At 48.5% G+C, this 19,945-nt stretch carries 17 protein-coding genes; 14 read left to right on the top strand and 3 right to left on the bottom strand.

From position 1 onward, the window contains the following. The first annotated feature begins 2 nt into the window (after positions 1-2). From MKX74_RS25150 to argH, 14 genes are all read left to right on the top strand, one after another. Complete coding sequence (locus MKX74_RS25150) at positions 3-671, top strand: hypothetical protein (protein WP_341180131.1); 669 nt, start codon at positions 3-5, stop codon at positions 669-671. Between the two features lie 318 nt (positions 672-989). Then, the gene (locus MKX74_RS25145; protein ID WP_018887618.1) at positions 990-1,187 is read left to right on the top strand and encodes a cold shock domain-containing protein; all 198 of its coding nucleotides are present in this window, start codon (positions 990-992) and stop codon (positions 1,185-1,187) included. A gap of 295 nt (positions 1,188-1,482) precedes the next feature. Then, positions 1,483-2,040 (top strand): ribosome hibernation-promoting factor, HPF/YfiA family, encoded by a 558-nt coding sequence (gene hpf / locus MKX74_RS25140; protein WP_018887619.1) that lies wholly within the window; start codon positions 1,483-1,485, stop codon positions 2,038-2,040. Between the two features lie 811 nt (positions 2,041-2,851). Continuing rightward, positions 2,852-5,359, top strand: a complete 2,508-nt coding sequence (gene secA, locus MKX74_RS25135; protein ID WP_028589692.1) for a preprotein translocase subunit SecA — start codon at positions 2,852-2,854, stop codon at positions 5,357-5,359. Positions 5,360-5,559: 200 nt separating this feature from the next. Next, positions 5,560-6,676 (top strand): peptide chain release factor 2 gene (gene prfB / locus MKX74_RS25130; RefSeq protein ID WP_133569191.1). Its coding sequence is split into 2 segments (ribosomal slippage): positions 5,560-5,631 and positions 5,633-6,676, totalling 1,116 coding nucleotides; the frame shifts between segments, so codons are not numbered across the junction. 118 nt (positions 6,677-6,794) lie between these two features. Then, positions 6,795-7,718, top strand: a complete 924-nt coding sequence (locus MKX74_RS25125; protein ID WP_341180130.1) for a YitT family protein — start codon at positions 6,795-6,797, stop codon at positions 7,716-7,718. Between the two features lie 412 nt (positions 7,719-8,130). Then, positions 8,131-9,423, top strand: a complete 1,293-nt coding sequence (locus MKX74_RS25120; protein WP_341180129.1) for an HD-GYP domain-containing protein — start codon at positions 8,131-8,133, stop codon at positions 9,421-9,423. A 173-nt stretch (positions 9,424-9,596) separates the two neighbouring features. Continuing rightward, positions 9,597-10,646, top strand: a complete 1,050-nt coding sequence (gene argC, locus MKX74_RS25115; protein WP_341180128.1) for an N-acetyl-gamma-glutamyl-phosphate reductase — start codon at positions 9,597-9,599, stop codon at positions 10,644-10,646. 26 nt (positions 10,647-10,672) lie between these two features. Continuing rightward, positions 10,673-11,899, top strand: coding sequence for a bifunctional glutamate N-acetyltransferase/amino-acid acetyltransferase ArgJ (argJ, locus tag MKX74_RS25110; protein WP_341180127.1), 1,227 nt, complete (start codon positions 10,673-10,675; stop codon positions 11,897-11,899). A gap of 139 nt (positions 11,900-12,038) precedes the next feature. After that, on the top strand, positions 12,039-12,827 hold the full coding sequence (argB, locus tag MKX74_RS25105; RefSeq protein WP_341180126.1) for an acetylglutamate kinase: 789 nt from the start codon (positions 12,039-12,041) through the stop codon (positions 12,825-12,827). An 83-nt stretch (positions 12,828-12,910) separates the two neighbouring features. Continuing rightward, entirely contained in the window at positions 12,911-14,188 is a 1,278-nt protein-coding gene (locus MKX74_RS25100; protein WP_341180125.1) for an acetylornithine transaminase, read from the top strand. Next, complete coding sequence (gene argF / locus MKX74_RS25095; protein ID WP_018887628.1) at positions 14,181-15,137, top strand: ornithine carbamoyltransferase; 957 nt, start codon at positions 14,181-14,183, stop codon at positions 15,135-15,137. The genes MKX74_RS25100 and argF overlap by 8 nt, the downstream gene beginning before the upstream one ends. A gap of 71 nt (positions 15,138-15,208) precedes the next feature. Continuing rightward, a complete protein-coding gene (locus tag MKX74_RS25090) occupies positions 15,209-16,441 on the top strand; it encodes an argininosuccinate synthase (RefSeq protein WP_028589684.1) in 1,233 nt (410 codons plus the stop codon). Between the two features lie 262 nt (positions 16,442-16,703). After that, complete coding sequence (gene argH / locus MKX74_RS25085) at positions 16,704-18,128, top strand: argininosuccinate lyase (RefSeq protein WP_018887630.1); 1,425 nt, start codon at positions 16,704-16,706, stop codon at positions 18,126-18,128. 173 nt (positions 18,129-18,301) lie between these two features. On the opposite strand, the gene MKX74_RS25080 is transcribed toward argH, so the two are convergent. The 3 genes from MKX74_RS25080 to MKX74_RS25070 are packed head-to-tail and all read right to left on the bottom strand — an operon-like array spanning position 18,302 to position 19,931. Further along, complete coding sequence (locus tag MKX74_RS25080) at positions 18,302-18,847, bottom strand: chromate transporter (RefSeq protein ID WP_018887631.1); 546 nt, start codon at positions 18,845-18,847, stop codon at positions 18,302-18,304. Then, positions 18,844-19,440, bottom strand: coding sequence for a chromate transporter (locus MKX74_RS25075; protein WP_341180124.1), 597 nt, complete (start codon positions 19,438-19,440; stop codon positions 18,844-18,846). Before MKX74_RS25075 ends, MKX74_RS25080 begins: the two co-directional genes overlap by 4 nt. Positions 19,441-19,463: 23 nt before the next feature. Next, entirely contained in the window at positions 19,464-19,931 is a 468-nt protein-coding gene (locus tag MKX74_RS25070; RefSeq protein WP_341180123.1) for an Lrp/AsnC family transcriptional regulator, read from the bottom strand. Positions 19,932-19,945: the final 14 nt, after the last annotated feature.

Below are 19,945 nucleotides of genomic sequence, written 5' to 3'. Positions count from 1 at the left end.
CCGTGGAATTATCATTGTCATATAGAGATTTCAAAGATTATGTATCTAGACAGATTAATCACTTTTTTCCTGATAATCATTCGGTGGCATTTAAAGATATTGATCCAGTTTTCGATATGACTATAGAGAGAACGGAGTATTGTTTTAAAAATGTAACTCTGAGCTCTTACAAAAAAGAAGGTAGACCATTTTTAAATCATCTTCATTCAGATCAATATGCTGTATTTCTTTGGTTTCTTTCAAATAATGTGTGGAAAGAAACACATAATGAGTCACTTTCGAACAAGATATTTTATCTAAACAAAACTTTAAACGGGTTTAGCTGTATGTATGATACTAAATTACCTGAAATCTTTTTGCTTCTGCATAATGTAGGGACAGTTCTCGGAAAAGCTGAATATAGTAATTATCTAGTGGTTTCACAGGGGTGTACAGTAGGAGCCCAAAATGGACAATACCCTAGATTAGGGCGTGCGGTAGCCCTTTTACCTAACTCATCTATTATTGGTAAGTGTGAAATTGGTGATAAGGTATCAATAGGGATAAATACAACTATATACCAGCGAAGTATAGGAAATATGACTGTCGCATTTACAGGAGAAGACGGTAGACTGAGTTTTAAGGAGAGTTCAAGATCTTGGGTTCAAAATTTATACTCTATAGATCTATAACAATTAGTAATTGTTTAGCTCTCTTTCCACCATCTTGAGTCTAGGCACACATCATTTATTGTTTTTTTAATGTACATTATCAACAAGTAGGCTATATTGATCTAGTTATACTTGATTTTGGTTCAACTTCCCTCGAATGGTTTATAAAATAATAAAGTGTACTCAACCCAATGGATTCGACAAACATCTACATTAAGGTGACATTATATTACAAAAAAACATTTACATTTCCAATTGACAATGGATAACCTTGGATGGTATAGTCGGAAATGTGGGCGAGAGCTTCACTTCATTTGATGACGAAGGGAATGTTAGTGCATGCAAGGTAAAGTAAAATGGTTTAACGCAGAAAAAGGTTACGGTTTCATTGAAACAGCCGAAGGCGGCGACGTATTCGTACATTTCTCCGCAATCCAATCTGAAGGCTTCAAAACCCTCGAAGAAGGACAAGACGTTGAATTCGATATCGTTGAAGGCGCTCGTGGTCCGCAAGCAGCTAACGTAATCAAATTATAATCATCCCGGCTTGGCCGACCTACATAATTGGTAAGATGGTTAGCAATTTAGACAACGCTAGCAATAACCCTGGAACAGGATTCCAGGGTTTTTTTATATGTTTTGAGTCTATGAATCTATTATGAAAATGCTTTCTTCGTGTCAAGAAAACTTTCATGAAATGTCGAAATTACACAAAAGAAAAGATGTGAACGCAATAATTTTTTCTTTTAACAAATTGTTCGAATTCTGCTTCATGGCTTTTACGTAAGGTTAACACATGTGGTATAATGAAGAAGCAAAGGAGGCGTGTCTTATGAACTTTACAGTTCGAGGTCAACAAATCGAGGTTACTGACGCTTTGAAAGAGTATGTTGAGAAAAAGCTTAGCAGACTTGAGAGATACTTTGATGCACCCCCAACATCTGATGGAAGTGTCACGTTAAGCACCACAAGAGGACTTCACACCGTAGAAGTTACCATTCCTTTGCCGGGGTTAGTACTCCGGGCCGAAGACGAAAGTGAGGATATGTACGCATCCATCGATGCAGTTACGGACAAGCTTGAACGTCAGATCCGCAAGCACAAAACAAAGCTGAACCGCAAATTCCGCCAGGATCGTGGCTTGAAGACGCTGTTTGTAGAAGAGCCGGTTACGAATGGCTCCGCTAGCGCTGATGAGCTGGATCATGATGATCTGGAGGTCGTGCGTACCAAGCGTTTCCTCTTGAAGCCAATGGATGTGGAAGAAGCGATTCTGCAAATGAATATGGTTGGACATAATTTCTTTGTATTCTCCAACATCGACAATGAAGAAGTGAATGTAGTGTATAAGCGCAACGACGGCAAGTATGGCCTGATCGAGCAAGAGTAAGGACAAGCCAGCCGAAGTGGTCGCTATCTATATGGAACTAACTCATTGCCATCTGTAATAATTGCATATTGTACATTCCAAGCCCTTGTCTGCGCTGTATTAGCCAGACGGGGCTTTTTTGATAACGTAGAGCTACGGTAATGGGGTGTAAAGAGGTGGGCCTGTCGTTAACGCATGGTAGCGTATAATGGCAAATTCACTATGTGTGCTTCTTACCTTACATGCTGTTATATAGATAGCTGCGATCTGACTGTTCGAGTAAGCGGACGCAATGGCCGGTGATTTCCCCTACACATCAGAAGTCGAGCTAACAATAAGTTGATGTTACTAAAGCTATCGTGAAGCGGTGTAGCGATGTCTCATTCAATCCCTTATATACCAAATTAAGTATGTACGGAACTAAAGCTACACTTGACTCGTCTATAAATTAGGTAGCAGCCAGAAGAGGGTTGTAGATTGTATGAACTTTTAATAGTTGTAGTTAGCACCAACTTTAATAGTAGCAGGCCGTGTGTGTTGCGGCATCTTCTACAAACTGTTACAATTTATCCAAAGACTTTTTTTGCGAAAAAGGAATCAATTTCACCATGGTCCCTTTATGAACATCGGGGATTAGCAGCTTCTGATAAGTCTGCATCTGGCTGATTCCCAAGGATATACACCTACATTTGCTCAGAGTGAGCTGTTATATGGCTGTCTGCATTCATTTGGGCGGCTGTGAGGCTGTCTGTCGTCAATGGATGTATAGCTGATTTTTGTATTTTTGTGAAATTGATTTCTAACCATTGTTGTTGCACGAAAGGGGTAAGCCATGCTAGGCATTGTTAAGAAGATTTTTGGAGATACAAATGATCGTGACGTGAAGCGTCTTATGAAGACCGTGGATATGATCAATAAATTGGAGCCGGATATTGCTGCGTTATCAGATGAGCAATTGAAGGGCAAGACAGAGGAATTCCGTTCACGCCTGGAGCAGGGTACCAATCTGGATGAACTCTTGCCAGAAGCATTTGCTACAGTTCGTGAGGCTTCCAAGCGTGTCCTGGGCAAGCGCCACTATGATGTGCAGATGCTGGGCGGTATTGCGCTGCATGAAGGTCGCATTTCCGAGATGAAGACAGGTGAAGGTAAGACACTGGTAGGGACGCTGCCGGTGTATTTGAACGCGCTGGCTGGCAAAGGCGTGCATGTAGTAACAGTCAATGACTATTTGGCGCAACGTGACAGTGCCGAGATGGGACAGATCTATGAGTTCCTCGGCATGACAGTGGGTCTGAATTTGGCGGGTATGAGGCATGAAGCGAAGCAAGAGGCTTATGCCTGCGATATTACCTATGGTACGAATAATGAATTCGGCTTTGACTATCTGCGTGATAACATGGTTCTGTACAAGGAACAAATGGTTCAACGCCCATTACACTTCTGTATTATTGACGAAGTTGACTCCATTCTCGTGGACGAGGCTCGTACACCACTTATTATCTCGGGTGCAGCAGAGAAGTCGACAGAGCTGTATTTCGCAGCTGATCGCTTTGTGAAGAACCTGAAGGTGGACGAGGATTACACTGTAGATATCAAGGTCAAATCTGTGGCGTTGACGGAGAATGGTGTATCCAAGGCTGAGAACTTCTTCGGGCTGGAGAATCTCTATGACCAGAAGAATGTAACGATTAATCACCATGTCGTACAGGCACTCAAGGCCAATGTCATCATGAGACGTGACGTTGATTACGTCGTGACTGAAGATGAGATCATGATCGTGGATGAGTTCACGGGTCGTCTTATGCAGGGCCGTCGTTATAGTGATGGTCTGCACCAGGCTATTGAAGCGAAGGAAAACATTCATGTTCAGAATGAGAGCATGACGCTGGCGACGATCACGTTCCAGAACTACTTCCGTATGTACCGCAAGCTTGCAGGGATGACAGGTACAGCGAAGACAGAGGAAGAGGAGTTCAAGAAGATTTACGGTCTGGAGGTACTGCAGATTCCGACGAACCGTCCGAATCAGCGTGTGGATATGCCAGACGTAGTCTACAAGAGTGTTATTGGCAAGTTCAAGGCGGTAGTTGAAGAGATTCAACAACGTCACCAGAAAAAACAACCAGTCCTCGTCGGTACGGTCTCCATTGAGAACTCTGAGCTACTGTCCGAAATGCTGAAGCGCAAAGGCATTCAGCACAAAGTCCTGAACGCCAAGTATCACGCAGAAGAGGCAGAGATCATCACGAAGGCTGGACAAGCCGGAGCTGTAACGATTGCCACCAACATGGCTGGTCGGGGTACGGACATTATGCTGGGTGAAGGTGTGGCTGAGATTGGCGGTCTGCATATTATAGGTACAGAGCGCCACGAATCTCGCCGGATCGATAACCAACTGCGTGGACGTGCGGGCCGTCAAGGTGACCCAGGCTCAACGCAGTTCTACCTGTCCATGGGTGATGAGCTGATGAAACGCTTTGGTGCAGATAATGTACTAGCGATGATGGAGCGTCTGGGCTTCGAAGAAGACCAACCTATTGAGAGTCGGATGATCAGCCGTGCGATCGAGTCTGCTCAAAAACGGGTGGAAGGCAACAACTTCGATATGCGTAAAGTCGTCCTCCAATATGACGATGTCATGAATCAGCAGCGTGAGATTATCTACAAGCAACGTAAAGAAGTACTGGAATCCGAGAATATCAAGCAAATTGTATTCGATATGATCAAACCGACCATTGAGCGTGTGGTAGAGGCTCATTGTAGCGATGATATTCCGGAGAACTGGGAGCTTGAACAAGTTGCTGAGTATGTGAACAACAATATGCTCGAAGAGAATGCTGTATCGCGTGATGAGCTGTGGGGTAAGGAACAGGAAGAGATTGTGGACTTCCTCTTCACCAAGGTCACAGATAAATACAATGCACGTGAAGAATCCATTGGCCAGGAAATGGTCCGTGAGTTCGAGAAGGTTATTGTGCTGCGTTCGGTAGACAGCAAATGGATGGATCACATTGATGCGATGGATCAGCTTCGTCAGGGTATCCATCTCCGTGCATACGGCGGTACCGATCCGCTGCGTGAGTATCAATTTGAAGGCTACGAAATGTTCAATGCGATGATTGCAACGATCCAGGAGGAAGTCTCCAAGTACATCATGAAGGCTCAGATTGAGACGAATCTGGAGCGTCAAGCGGTAGTCGATGAGAACAAGATTACGACTAGCGGCGACTCTGCGGAGAAAAAGCCGGTTCATGTCGGTGAGCAAGTTGGCCGTAATGATGCTTGTCCTTGCGGAAGCGGTAAAAAGTATAAGAACTGTCACGGTCAGAACGCATAATCCGATATTTGTCGGAATAGCGATACCCGGTCCATGCGGGTCTGTTCGTAGATGGGGTTAACAAGCTCCCCGAAGAGTGTATGTATGATGGCTGGTGCGTTACAAATGGCCAGCGGTACACACTAGCCGGGGAGCTATCTTTGAAATGATGGTCTTTCATCAAGTGAGGCATAACTAATGAGGCAAAAGGAGCAATGAACATGATAGATCCAAGTGTTAAGCATGATCTGCGTGAAATTGGCAAGAAATTAAATAACCTTAGGGGGTCTCTTTGACTTAGATCTCAAACAGGAAATGATTGCGAACTTTGAAGAAAAGATGGCCGCTCCGGATTTCTGGGACGACAATGAAAAAGCACAATCTGTCATTGCCGAGATGAATGCTGTGAAATCGGCTGTAGATGAGTATAACAAGCTGTATCAGGAATATGAGGATGCTTCCATGATGGCCGAGCTGGCGGATGAAGAGAGCGATGAGGAGCTTGCAGGAGAGACAGCCGAGCAGGTGACTGCACTTGTTGGTAAGCTGGAGGCCTTTGAACTGCAGCTGCTGCTGAACCAGCCTTATGATCGGTTGAACGCCATTCTTGAGCTTCACCCCGGTGCGGGGGGCACGGAGTCTCAGGATTGGGGACAGATGCTACTGAGAATGTACACGCGTTGGGCTGACAAGCGCGGGTTCAAGGTAGAGACGCTGGATTACCTGCCTGGTGATGAAGCGGGAATCAAGAGCGTGACGCTGTTGATAAAAGGCTTTAATGCCTACGGTTATCTGAAGGCGGAGAAAGGGGTCCATCGTCTTGTCCGGATATCCCCGTTCGACTCCTCTGGACGTCGTCATACCTCCTTTGTATCCTGTGATGTGGTACCGGAAATTGCGGATGATGTGGAGATTGAAGTGCGGACCGAGGATCTCAAGATTGATACCTACCGTGCGAGCGGCGCCGGTGGTCAGCATATTAACACGACAGACTCTGCGGTACGAATCACGCATATCCCTACAGGCATTGTCGTGACCTGTCAGAATGAGCGCTCCCAGATCAAGAACAGGGAACAAGCGATGACGATGCTGCGCTCCAAGCTATACGAACGCAAGATTGAAGAGCAGAAGAAGGAGCTCGATGAGATTCGGGGGGAACAATCCGATATCGCTTGGGGCAGTCAGATTCGCTCGTATGTATTCCATCCGTATAGCATGGTGAAGGATCATCGTACAAGTGTGGAATCCGGTAACGTCGGAGCGGTAATGGATGGAGAGCTAGATCCCTTCATTGATGGCTATCTGCGTAGCCAGATCAAATCCGAAACTGAATCCTGATAAAATTCCTGCAGAGCGCCTCCTGAGTTGGTGAGAGGGTACTCTGTAGGAATTTTTTTGTGCTTTACTGTACATACCTAAATGATTCGAGATTTCAACTTGGAAAAGGAGAACCAACATGGCACCTTCAAATAGCTCTTCTTCAGCCCGGACTACCCCATCTACACGTAGAAAGCGATTGTCCGATGTGATTCCCGCGAATGGTCCCTGGCGCACTTTGCTGGATATCATCCTGATTGTGACAGGCTCTCTGATTACGGCCCTGTCTTTTAATATGTTCCTGCTCCCTAGTCGGATCGCCTCTGGCGGTGTATCTGGTCTGTCTATTCTCGTGCAAGAGCTGCTGAGCATTGAACCAGCCTATACCCAATGGGCCCTGAACATTCCCTTATTTATTGCGGGGGTTGCACTGCTCGGCAAGCAGTATGGGGTTCGTTCCTTGCTTGGCAGCATTCTGTTACCGCTCTTCGTGTACCTGACGAAGGATCTGCCTGTGCCTACGACGAACATTTTACTGTCCTCCCTCTATGGAGGAATCGGTGTCGGTCTGGGACTGGGTATTGTATTCCGCGGACGTGGCTCCACTGGCGGCCTGACGATCCTCGCCCAGATCATTCAGAAGTATACGGGCTTCAGCTTCTCTTTGTCTGTCGTACTGCTGGATGGTACGGTCATTCTACTGGCTGGCATACTGCTGACTCCAGAGAATGCACTCTACGCGCTCATTGGGTTATATGTCACTGGCAAAGTAATTGATGCTGTCGAGATGGGGCTAAGCTATTCGAAGGTGGCGTACATTATATCAACGGAGAAGGAACGAATGGCGGAAGTTATTTTAAATGATCTGGATCGTGGCCTGACAGAGCTGGCTGGACGCGGCGGATTCACGCAGGAGGAGCGACCGGTATTAATGGTTGTCGTCGGTCAGAATGAAATTACCAAGCTGAAGATGCTCGTTCGCATGGTGGACCCGGATGCTTTTGTCATTATTGGCGATACGCACGAGGTGCTGGGTAAGGGCTTCAAGCGTGAGTCAGCCTAAGTAAGAGGCCCACTCAGGAAAGTGAAAAATAGCAGCTTTTGAATGTGAGAAACAGTTCGGTGAAACGGGGAGGTCGTAACAGAATTCAGCTTCCTTTTAATAATGCTTGTAATGTCTCGATGAATGCGGATACAAAAGAAAAAGTCGATTAGATACTTGGACCCATTCGTTCTTACGAAGCTTGTTTCATGCGTCTAGTTCTAAATGCATTGTTTTGGCATTGAAAATTCTCGGTCCTTAGTAGCGATTTGTCCATTTTCTAAAAAAATTCTCTAAAACGTCTAAAATGTAGCCGATACTAAGAGTACTTGGTGCAGACAAGCTAAATATGGAGTTGGGCCATCTTAACGGCTTGGCTCTGTATTCCATATATGAAGCTGTTCGCATTTACTTTTCGGAGGAGGCAATTCGGATGAGAGTTCACGTGAGGGACCTTCAGCAAGGGGATCTATTGAAGGATGATACATTTAACAAATATGGTGTCCCTTTATTAAAAAGAGGTGCTGAAATTAACAGTGATGGACTATCTTTGCTGCTTCAACATGGCATTGATTATGTAGAGATAGAAGAGGAAGATATTAAAGAAGCAAAGGAAATGACCGCAGAGCCTACCTATGATGTATTAGGTGGGGATTTAAATGGTGCGTTGACAAAGAATGCAAATGATGCAGAGATCAAAAATGCAAACAATGTAACGAACAGTAATTCGAATGTTGCATCAATCGGGGATTCAAACAATGCAACAATCAAGAAGGCACAAGATCTATCCTTGGGGAATGCAAACAGTATATTGAATACAAACAGTATATCTCCCAAGATTTCGGAGAATGAATCAACCGGAGATTCATTTGATGCATCAGCCGAAAAGTTGAAAAAGAATATTGATAGTACGGTGGCTAGCTATCAGTCCTTATTCTTAGACGTGATCACAAAGAAAACAATATCGAATGAGAGAATTGATAACAGCTTGTCGGAATTGCTGGATAGTTTAGAGGAACAGAAAGATGTAGTATCCCTTCTCTTAATGCTGGAGCGTGAACATACCAATACATACGCACATTCACTAAAGGTGGGAGTGTTGTCCTACTACATAGCGAAATGGCTAGGTTACTCCGAAGAGGAAGTGTATAAGATCACTAAGGCAGGGTATCTTCATGATATCGGCATCAGCCGGATCTCACCATCTCTGCGTAACTTGTCATTGGATCTGACTGAAGCGGAGCAGGATGCTTTTAAGCGTCATACAGCTTATGGCTATCAGATTATTATTAACTCTATTCAGGATGAAACGTCTGCATTAGTGGCCTTCCAGCATCATGAACGTGGCGACGGTAGTGGCTATCCGAAGGCGCTTACCAAGGATGAGATTCATCCATATGCCCAGATCGTAGCGGTAGCGGACGTATTCGTTGAAATGGGACTGACGGGACCTGGTCAGATTAAGGAGGGTTTCCTGACAGTGATGCGCAAAGTGCACGAAATGAGCTTTGGCAAGCTTAGCGAGAAGCCTGTGCAGGTTATGATGCAGCATCTACTACCACATTTGATTGGGAAGCAAGTCAGCTTGAGCAATGGAGAGTTGGCCGTTATAGTACTGAATAATCCGCTCGATTTCTTCCGACCTCTCGTGAAGGTTGGAGAGCAATTCCGTGATTTGTCCAAGGAGCAGCAGATTTCAATGGTTGACATCGTTGAAGCTGTCTAACTTACCGTAACCGGTGCACTTTCTATGGATGATAATCCCTTTGCTATATTCGCCTACAGGCGGGAGGCGAAGGGATTTTTTTCGTACATAAACTTAACATGCAGTGGTTGTATTTATATGAGTAGAGTCGTATAATAATACACAACTCGATAGCTTCGGATGGGAGGAGCAGCATGGTTAACAAGGTAAAAGTGGCAATTGTCGGTTCCACCGGCTACGGCGGGGTGGAACTGATTCGTTTTTTACAGCATCATCCACAGGTAGAGATCGTATCGGTTATTTCCTCTTCCAGTAGTGGTAAGCCGATCAGTGAGGGGTTTCCTCATTTAACGAATATTGTGACACAGAATCTGGATGGAGTGCATCCAGCAGAGATTGCAGCTAAGGCAGACCTCGTATTCACGGCTACTCCTTCCGGTATTAGTACAGAGCTGGTGCCTCAGCTACTGGAGGTCGGACTGAAGGTTATTGACCTGTCAGGAGACTTCAGGCTCAAGGAAGGCGCTACCTATGAAGAGTGGTATAAGAAGCCTGCAGCACCGGAAGCCTACTTGGAGGAGGCCGTGTATGGCCTGTCCGAGGTGTATGGCGACCAGGTGGTTGATGTTCGATTCATCTCGAACCCTGGCTGCTACCCGACTGCTACGCTGCTTGGTTTGATTCCGGCGGTAGAAGCGGGCTGGATTGATCACCGCAGTATTATCATTGATGCGAAGTCTGGTGTATCCGGGGCAGGACGCGGAACAAGCCTGATGACTCATTATGCGGAGATCAATGAGAATTTCAAAGCCTACAAAATCAACAAGCATCAGCATATTCCCGAGATCGAGCAGGTACTGGGCAATGTCGCGGGAGAGCAAGTAACCGTAACCTTTACAACACATTTGGCACCGATGACACGCGGTATCATGTCAACGATGTATGCCTCGTTGAAGGGTGCTCACTCAGAAGCAGAGCTGATTGAGCTCTATCGCAACTACTATAAAGATCGTCCATTCGTGCGTGTGCGCGATGAAGGCATTTGGCCTTCTACGAAGGAAGTATCCGGCTCGAATTATTGCGATATCGGCTTTGCGGTGGATTCCCGTACGAATCGTCTGACGGTTATTGCAGTCATTGATAATGTCGTCAAGGGAGCGGCTGGGCAGGCTATACAAAACATGAATCTGATGATGGGATGGAAGGAGAGTCTCGGACTGGAAATGACACCAGTGTACCCGTAAATGGGCCGAGGCATACACATATGAGCATGAGTGCACATGGTTTTGAGATTGTGGAGGGCGGCACGGTTGTGACGCCGAAGGGATTCACGGCTGGTGGCATGCATTGTGGCTTGAAGAAGACGGATCGTAATGATATTGGAGCGATTCGTTGTGAGGTGCCAGCTACAGCTGCAGCTGTGTACACGACGAATATTTTCCAAGCAGCACCACTGCAGGTAACCCGAGAAAGTCTGGCTAACGGTAGACTTCAAGCGATTATCGTAAATAGTGGAAATGCGAACGCCTGCACAGGACAGCAGGGAGAAGAGGACGCTTATGCCATGCGTGCTGCAGCAGCTAGGGAACTGGGCGTGGCTGAACAGGATGTTGCAGTAGCCTCTACTGGCGTCATTGGTGAAGTCTTGAACATGGATGCCGTGCATCATGGTATTGCAGGACTTCCCGCGCTGATGTCTGCGGATCAAGAAAGCGCAGAGGCTTTCTCTCAAGCCATTCTGACGACAGATCTGGTCAAAAAGGAAGTATGTGTAGCCGTTCAGGTCGGCGGACAAACGGTGCATATTGCAGGAGCAGCCAAAGGCTCGGGCATGATTCATCCGAACATGGCTACGATGCTGGCGTTCATGACCTGTGATGCGACGATCCAACAGGAAGCGCTACATGGCTTGCTGAAGCAGGCGACCGATCAGACCTTCAACATGATTACTGTGGATGGGGACACAAGCACGAATGATATGCTGGTGGCGATGGCTAGCGGTCTGGTTGCCCATGAGGAGCTCAGTGAGCAGCACCCGGACTGGAAGAACTTTGCCGATGCTTTTACTTACGTATGCCAAGTGCTGGCGCAGGCGATTGCCCGCGATGGCGAAGGCGCGACGAAGCTGGTTGAAGTATCGGTGACGGGCGCGGTGAGCGAACAGTCTGCGCGTGCCATTGCGAAGACTGTCGTCGGCTCCAGCCTTGTGAAGTCTGCTGTATTCGGCGCAGATGCTAACTGGGGACGGATTATTGCAGCTGTGGGACGCGCGGGTGAGCCTGTCAACCCTCATACGGTAGACATTCGGCTCGGTGACATCGTCGTGCTGAAGGGCTCACGGCCGATTTCCTTTGATGAAGAGGAAGCGTTGGCCTATCTTCGTGGAGACACCGTGCGGATCGTAGTGGATCTGCACCAGGGTGAAGGACATGCGACGGCGTGGGGCTGTGATCTGACATACGATTATGTGCGGATTAATGCAGCTTACCGAACTTAGTCCTAAGTAGGCTAAACGACGATAAGGTAGACCCACTGGAATAGTGAAATTGTAGTAAGTACCTTGGTGGACCAGGTTTCAGCTTGAATGCTCACTTTGATATATAAGGATTGTGCAATGTAAGTAGAGGGAGGCTGTTATGGAGCAGCAGTTTGTAATGAAATGCGGAGGCAGCACCCTGGCAGCACTGCCAGATTCCTTTTTTGACGATCTGGTATCCCTGCAGCAGCAGGGGGTTCAGCCTGTGATCGTGCATGGTGGTGGACCGGCTATCTCTGAGAACCTCGCCAAGCTCGGCATTCCTACCGAATTCGTGCAGGGACTTCGCAAAACGACTGAGGATGTGCTGGATGTCGTGGAGATGGTGCTGGCAGGCAGTATTAATAAGCAGATTGTACGCAGGATTTTGACCCATGGGGGTCAATCGCTGGGCTTGTCCGGCTCTGATGGATTGCTGATTCAGGCCAAGCCCGTTCATAATCATGCAGAGGTCGGTTGGGTCGGTGATGTGACCAATGTCAAAGTAGAGATTATAAGCGGTGTGCTCGGCATGGGCTATATGCCGGTGATTGCTCCAGTAGGAATCGATGCCCAGGGACAGCGTTACAATATTAATGCAGATACGGCTGCGGGCGCAGTAGCCTCCCATCTTGGGGTAACCCGTATGATCGTGGTTACGGATGTGCCGGGTATTTTGAAGAATGTGGACGGAGACAAGCGAGTGCTACCATCCGTAACGGTCCAGGAGATTGAGGACATGATTGCTACGGGTGAAATCTATGGGGGGATGATCCCTAAGGTTCGTGCAGCCATTGCATGCATCCAGGGTAAGGTGCAGGAAGTGGTCATCGTTGATGGCAGTGAGCCGAATGTGCTGAGCCGAGTGCTACGTGGAGACGGGATCGGGACCCGAATCGTTCGTATGTAGTTGAAATTGAAGACCATATAACGCATGGAAATGGCAATAAGCCAAAGGATATTTCTGATGATATGAACAGGAGCGTGATTAAAATGAGTCAGGGTGAACATACAGCAGTCGCACAGTCGGGACAAGACGTATCTAGTCCATCGCTGAGTAATAAGAATAGCAAGCAGGAGAGTTCGTTATTTCCGACCTATGCCAGATATCCGGTTGCTTTGGTTAAGGGGAAGGGAAGCTGGCTGTGGGATGATCAGGGGAAGAAATATCTCGATTTCATGTGCGGCCTTGCTGTAACGAACCTGGGTCATGCTCCTGATGTGGTCGCAGAGCGGCTGAAGCAGCAGATTGACGAGCTGTGGCATGTATCCAATCTGTTTCACATTCCAGGACAAGAGCAAGCCGCAGCGCTGCTGACGGCCAATAGCTGTGCAGACGCCGTCTTCTTCTGCAATAGTGGAGCGGAGGCGAATGAGGCTGCCATCAAGCTGGCTCGCCGCTATCATCAGAAGGTGAAGGGAACCGGCCGTTATGAGGTGATTACCTTCACGCAGTCCTTCCATGGCCGTACATTGGCAACCTTGACTGCTACAGGGCAGGATAAGGTGAAAGAAGGCTTTACACCGCTGCCAGCAGGCTTCAAGAGCGTTCCGCTCCATGATGTTGACGCGTTGAAGAATGCGATCGGAGATCATACTGCGGCGATTATGCTGGAAATGATTCAGGCCGAGGGCGGTGTATATCCGGTACAGCCGGAATTCGTACAGCATATCGTCAAGCTCTGCAAGGAGCACGGACTTCTATTGATCATTGATGAGATTCAGACCGGAATGGGTAGAACCGGCAAGCTGTTTGCGTTCGAGCATTATGGTATCGAGCCGGATATCTTCACGGTAGCCAAGGGCATCGGCAGTGGCTTCTCCGTGGGAGCTATGCTGGGCAAAGGGTATCTGAAGGAGGCATTCACCGCAGGTAGCCACGGGTCTACGTTTGGGGGCACACCACTGGCTATGGCAGCTGTCAATGCAACGGTAGAGACGATCGTGTCTGAGAATCTGCCTGAACGTGCGGCGAGCATGGGTGCTTATCTCATGGAGAAGCTGGAGAGCCGCTTCGCGAAGGTTCCTTTTGTGAAGGAGATTCGTGGCAAAGGCTTGCTGATCGGTATGGAGTGTGCAGGTCCTGTAGGTGACATTGTACTGGCTGGACAAAGCAAGGGGCTGCTGTTCGTGACGGCAGGACCGAATGTGATCCGGTTGCTTCCGAATCTGTATGTGACGGAGGCCGAAATTGATCTCTGCGTAGATATGCTTGAGCAATTGATTAGCAGTCATGTTCAGGGACTGGAAAAGGAGAGTAACCATGAGTAAGACAGCAGAACAGATGAAGCTTGACCTCAAAGGTCGGGATTTTATAGAATTAAATGACTTTACTACCGAGGAGATTGAATATCTGATTCAGCTTGCGGTAGATATTAAGAAGAAGCACAAGAGTGGAGAGGTCTATCAGCCTTTGCAGGGCAAGACTCTGGGATTGATTTTTGAGAAATCCTCTACCCGTACACGTGTATCCTTCGAGGTAGGCATGTATCAGTTGGGCGGTCACGCCTTGTTCCTGAGCAAGAACGATATCCAATTGGGGCGTGGGGAGACGATCAGTGATACAGCACAAGTTATGTCCCGCTATCTGGACGGCATCATGATTCGTACCTTTGGACATCACAATGTGGTGGACCTCGCCCGGTATTCGACGATTCCGGTCATTAACGGACTCAGTGATCTGGCTCATCCTTGTCAGGTGCTGGCTGATTACCAGACGGTCTATGAGCACAAGGGCAAGCTGAAGGGACTGAAGGTCGCTTATATCGGCGATGGCAACAATATGGCGCATTCACTCATGATTGGCGCAGCCAAGCTGGGAATGCACATCTCGGTAGCTAGTCCAGAAGGCTATGCACCTGATGCGCAGGTCGTAGCGGAAAGTCAGGATATCGCTGCAGGTACAGGAAGCCGTGTGGAAGTAACTACCGATGTTCAAGCCGCTGTGAAGGACGCGGACGTCATCTATACGGATGTATGGGCGAGCATGGGTTTTGAGGAGGAGCAGAAGCAGCGTGAGCTGGCGTTTGCCGACTATCAGGTCAATGAAGAGCTGGTAAAGCTGGCTAAGCCCGACTACTTGTTCATGCACTGTCTGCCAGCACATCGCGGAGAGGAAGTCTCGGCGGGTGTAATTGACGGACCGAATTCCGTGATCTTTGACGAGGCAGAGAATCGTCTCCATGCACAGAAGGCACTACTCGTCGCTTTGATGAGCTAATGTGGATCAGCTAATCATGTAGCACTTATTTAAGCATATGACATGACCTTACAGGGAGGATTTATTAATTCATGGCTAAGGAAAAAATCGTACTCGCCTATTCAGGCGGTCTGGATACATCCGTCATCTTGAAATGGCTGAAAGAAACTTATGATGCAGAGATCATCGCTTTTACGGCGGATATTGGCCAGAAGGATGAGCTTGACGGTCTGGAGGAAAAGGCACTGGCTACCGGAGCCTCCAAGGTATATATTGATGACCTGCGAGATGAGTTCGCAAGTGACTTTATCTACCCTATGTTCCAGGCTGGCGCTCTTTATGAGGGACAATACCTTCTCGGGACCAGCATTGCACGTCCGCTGATCGCCAAGCGGATGGTCGACATCGCCATTGCTGAGGGCGCTACAGCTATCGCACATGGTGCTACCGGTAAGGGGAATGACCAAGTACGCTTCGAGCTGAACGCTGCGGCACTTACACCAGATATCAAGGTCATTGCGCCTTGGCGTCTGGAGGAGTTCCGCAACCAGTTCCCGGGCCGGGCCGAGATGATTGCATATGCAGAGAAGCATGGCATTCCGGTGACTGCGTCTGCAGCCAAGCCGTATTCGATGGACCGCAATCTGCTGCATATCAGCTATGAGAGCGGCGTGCTGGAGGACCCTTGGTTCGATCCGAGTGCCCCGGAAAATAAGGATATGTTCCTGTTGAGCAATGCTCCTGAAGATGCACCGGATGAGTCCGAATATCTGGAGCTGGAGTTCGAGAAAGGGGATTGCGTAGCGCTGAACGGCGAACGTCTCAGCCCGCTTCAGGTCATGGAGAAGCTGAACGAACTGGGCGGCAAGCACGGTATTGGTCGTGTCGATATGGTCGAGAATCGTTTTGTCGGCATGAAGAGCCGCGGTGTCTATGAGACACCTGGCGGTACGATTCTGTTCACAGCTCACCGCAAGATGGAGTCCATCACCATGGACCGTGAAGTCATGAATCTACGTGATAGCCTGATTACCAAGTACGCTACGTTGGTGTACAACGGCTTCTGGTTCGCACCAGAGCGTCTCGCACTGCAGGCTCTGGTCACGGAGAGCCAGAAGAATGTGACAGGTACGGTACGCGTGAAGCTGTATAAAGGTAATGTCATCGGGGCAGGCGTGAAGAGCCCTGTGAGTCTGTATAACCCGGATATCGCTACGATGGAAGCTGACCCTACACAGGCTTACGACCAAGGTGATGCTACAGGCTTCATCCGTCTGAACGCACTGCGTCTGAAGGTAAACTCTGGCGTTAACCAGAATAAGTAAGCATAATGAGCATAGTACCTTGACCGAATCTGATTCGGTTGGATGGGCTTGGGCATCGTCGTTAGTGGAAAGTGGGGAAGCCCTAGAGAAGCGTAGCGTCCGCCTTTAAGCTTGCTTAACAGCGGTCGGCAGGGCTCCCTGTTTGCAGCGGGCTCCATACTCACATTTAATTGAATCAAGGTACTTGAATTTCATCATTTCAGCGGGCCGCCTTTGTCCGGGAGACAAGGGCGGCCCGCATTATAGAAAAGGAGACTGACCAATGAGCAAGCTATGGGGAGGCCGATTCACCAAGCAGACGAACAAGCTGGTGGAAGAGTACACAGCCTCTATCAATTTCGATAAGCAATTGGCTGAGGAAGATATTCAAGGCAGCTTGGCACATGTGACTATGCTAGGCAAATGCGGCATTATTCCACAGGAGGATGTAGAGGCGATCAAGCAGGGTCTGGACAAGGTGCTGCATCGTATTCGCAAGGGTGAGATTGAGTTCTCGGTATCCGATGAGGATATCCATATGAACATCGAGAAGAACCTGATCGAAGAGGTTGGACCCGTGGGCGGCAAGCTACATACGGGCCGTAGCCGCAATGATCAGGTCGCCACAGACATGCATCTGTACCTGCGCAACCGTGTCGTATCTCTGGTCGGTATGCTGCATGCTGTACAGGAAGCTCTGATTGGACAGGCCAAAGATAATCTGGATACGATTGTACCAGGCTACACTCACCTGCAACGCGCACAGCCAATCCTGTTCGCACATCATTTGCTAGCGTATGTCTCCATGCTGGAGCGTGATATTGATCGTCTGAAGGACAGCTACAAGCGCATCAATGTGCTCCCGCTCGGCGCTGGGGCACTCGCGGGAACAACCTTCCCGATTGATCGGCATTTTGTGGCTGAGCAGCTAGGCTTCGATGGTGTCTATGAGAATAGTCTGGACGCCGTAAGTGATCGTGATTTTATCGTTGAATTCCTTGCTGGCGCCTCACTGATTATGGCGCACTTGTCCCGTCTCAGCGAAGAGCTTGTGCTGTGGAGCAGCACAGAATTCGGCTTCGTGGAGCTGGATGATGCCTTCTGCACAGGCAGTAGCATTATGCCGCAAAAGAAGAACCCGGATGTTCCTGAACTGGTGCGCGGCAAGACAGGTCGTGTATATGGTAACCTGATGGGGCTGTTGACGGTGCTCAAATCCTTGCCGCTTGCGTACAACAAGGACATGCAAGAGGATAAGGAAGGCATGTTCGATACGGTAGCTACCCTAGAGGGTGCGCTGCAGCTATTCGCTCCAATGATCGCTACGATGAAGGTGAACAAGCAGCGGATGCGGCAGGCCGTAAATCAGGATTTCTCCAATGCGACTGATATTGCAGACTTCCTGGTGAATAAAGGCCTTCCGTTCCGTCAGGCGCATGAGGTAATCGGCAAGACGGTGTTGTACTGCATTCAGAACAACAAGTATTTGCTGGATCTGACCCTTGAGGAGTTCCAGCAGTTCTCCGAGCTGTTCGATGATCGGATCTATGCGGTGCTGCAGCCTGAGGCCGTCGTGAATGCACGGAATGTGTATGGGGGTACAGCAACGCCGCAGGTTCGCGAGGCAATTGGCCGCAGCGAGCTGTTGCTCAAGACCACTGAGGAATGGGTTGCGTTGCGTCAAGGCAATGTGGCTTCCAGCTCGTAAATACTAGTTGTTATCCATATCAATCATCCATACCGGTTATCCATAGGCGTAGGTAAGGATGCATTCGCCCATCTCAGTAGAAATTACTCCAGTGGGGTAAATCATACGCAGAAAAAAGGTCGAGGACAGGCTCCATGAGCGCTTGTCTTCGACCTTTTTGGTATTGACTTTAATTAGACCAATAGGTGCCCGAGCACGAGTCCACCATAGGCAAAAGCTGCTACAATGACTAGCGCCGGGTGAATTTTGCGTATATTCATCGCCCAGAAGGCAATAGCGGCAATACCAAGGGATTGCCATATCCCGATGGAGGCAAGCGATTCGCTACCCATTTGCCAGGTCACGATCGCCATCATCACCGCAATGACAGGCTGTACGAGCAGAGTCATTCCTTTGACAACAGGGGACTGCCGATGCTTGGCCATTATGCGTAGCAAGATGATAAGGGCTACACATGAGGGGATGATGGTCGCTGCATGTGCAATGATAAAGCCCATCCAGCCCGCTACATCGTACCCGACGAAGGCCGCGATCTTCGTAGCAATAGGACCCGGCAGGGCATTAGCCAATGCCAGCATATTGGAGAACTCTTTATCATCTAGCCAGCCGTAGTGGGTGACGACCTCTTGATAGATCAGCGGAATGGATGCAGGTCCGCCCCCATAGCCCAGTACATTTGAGATGAAAAATCCAAGTAATAATTGCAGCCATTCCATCATGAGGAGGAGTCTCCCTTCTGCTGACGACGTGCTTTCAATTTGGTCACTAGCCGGAAATGCACGGCTCCGTAAGCAAGGAAGAGAATGATAACGATGCCTGGGTGAATATCAATCCATTGCAGCATAAGCAGTGACACAATAAAGAGTCCTACTCCCATATATTTGCCGAGGCCCTTAATGGCCTTCTCGCCAAATTCATAAGCCATCGTGCCGAGCATTACGGCAATAACAGGGGTGACAGCTCCGATCATGCCAGCCACGATTGGTGAGGTGCTAAGGACACGTACCATGGATAGCAGGGCAATCATAGCTATGCTGCTAGGTAGAATATGAGCGATGACGGCAATGATAGCGCCGAGCACTCCCTTTTGCTGATAGCCCAGGTAGGCTGCCATTTTGGTTGCGATCGGTCCAGGCAGGGCATTGGCAATCGCGAGTGTCTCTCCGAATTCATCATCGTTCATCCATTGATAGCGTGTTACTGCCTCATAGCGAATTAACGGAATGACTGAGGGACCGCCTCCATAGCCGAGAATCCCTGTCCGCAGCATGGCGGCAGAGAGGTCGATATATTTGTTTGTTGATGTTCCCATAGACGAAATATCCTCCTTAATCCTTACAGTCGCATTCCCATGCGGCTCTTGTATCTATGAATAAGCACCTGACAGTCCACGTCCGTGATGCCTGGTAGCGGGTATAGCTTATCTTTGAGGAAGCTTTCCATCTCCTGATGATTTCTGAACAGCCCATGCATGTGCAGCTTACTTGGTCCTGTCATATGATAGAGGCTTGTGACAACGGATTCCTCTGCGAGTACCTCGGCTACCTGCTGCAAGAACTTGGGCTCTACCTCCACGTTAAAAAAGGCCGATACATTAATGCCGATCTTCTCAGGATTAATAACAGCGGTGAAGCGCTCAATCACACCGTCATCCATCAAGGATTGTATTCTGGTCTGAACGGCTACCCGTGATAGTCCAACCTCCTTTGCCAGGTCTGTATAAGAAATTCGTGCGTGCTCATGGAGCACAGCAATAATGCGTTGATCGATCTCATCCAGGCTAGACCGGCTTCCAGAATCCATATTTGTCATCTCCC

Origin of the sequence: Paenibacillus sp. FSL K6-1230, from assembly GCF_038002385.1 — a bacterium.
GTDB classification, from domain to species: Bacteria; Bacillota; Bacilli; order Paenibacillales; family Paenibacillaceae; genus Paenibacillus; species Paenibacillus massiliensis.
This window is presented reverse-complemented; position numbering and strand designations above follow the sequence as displayed.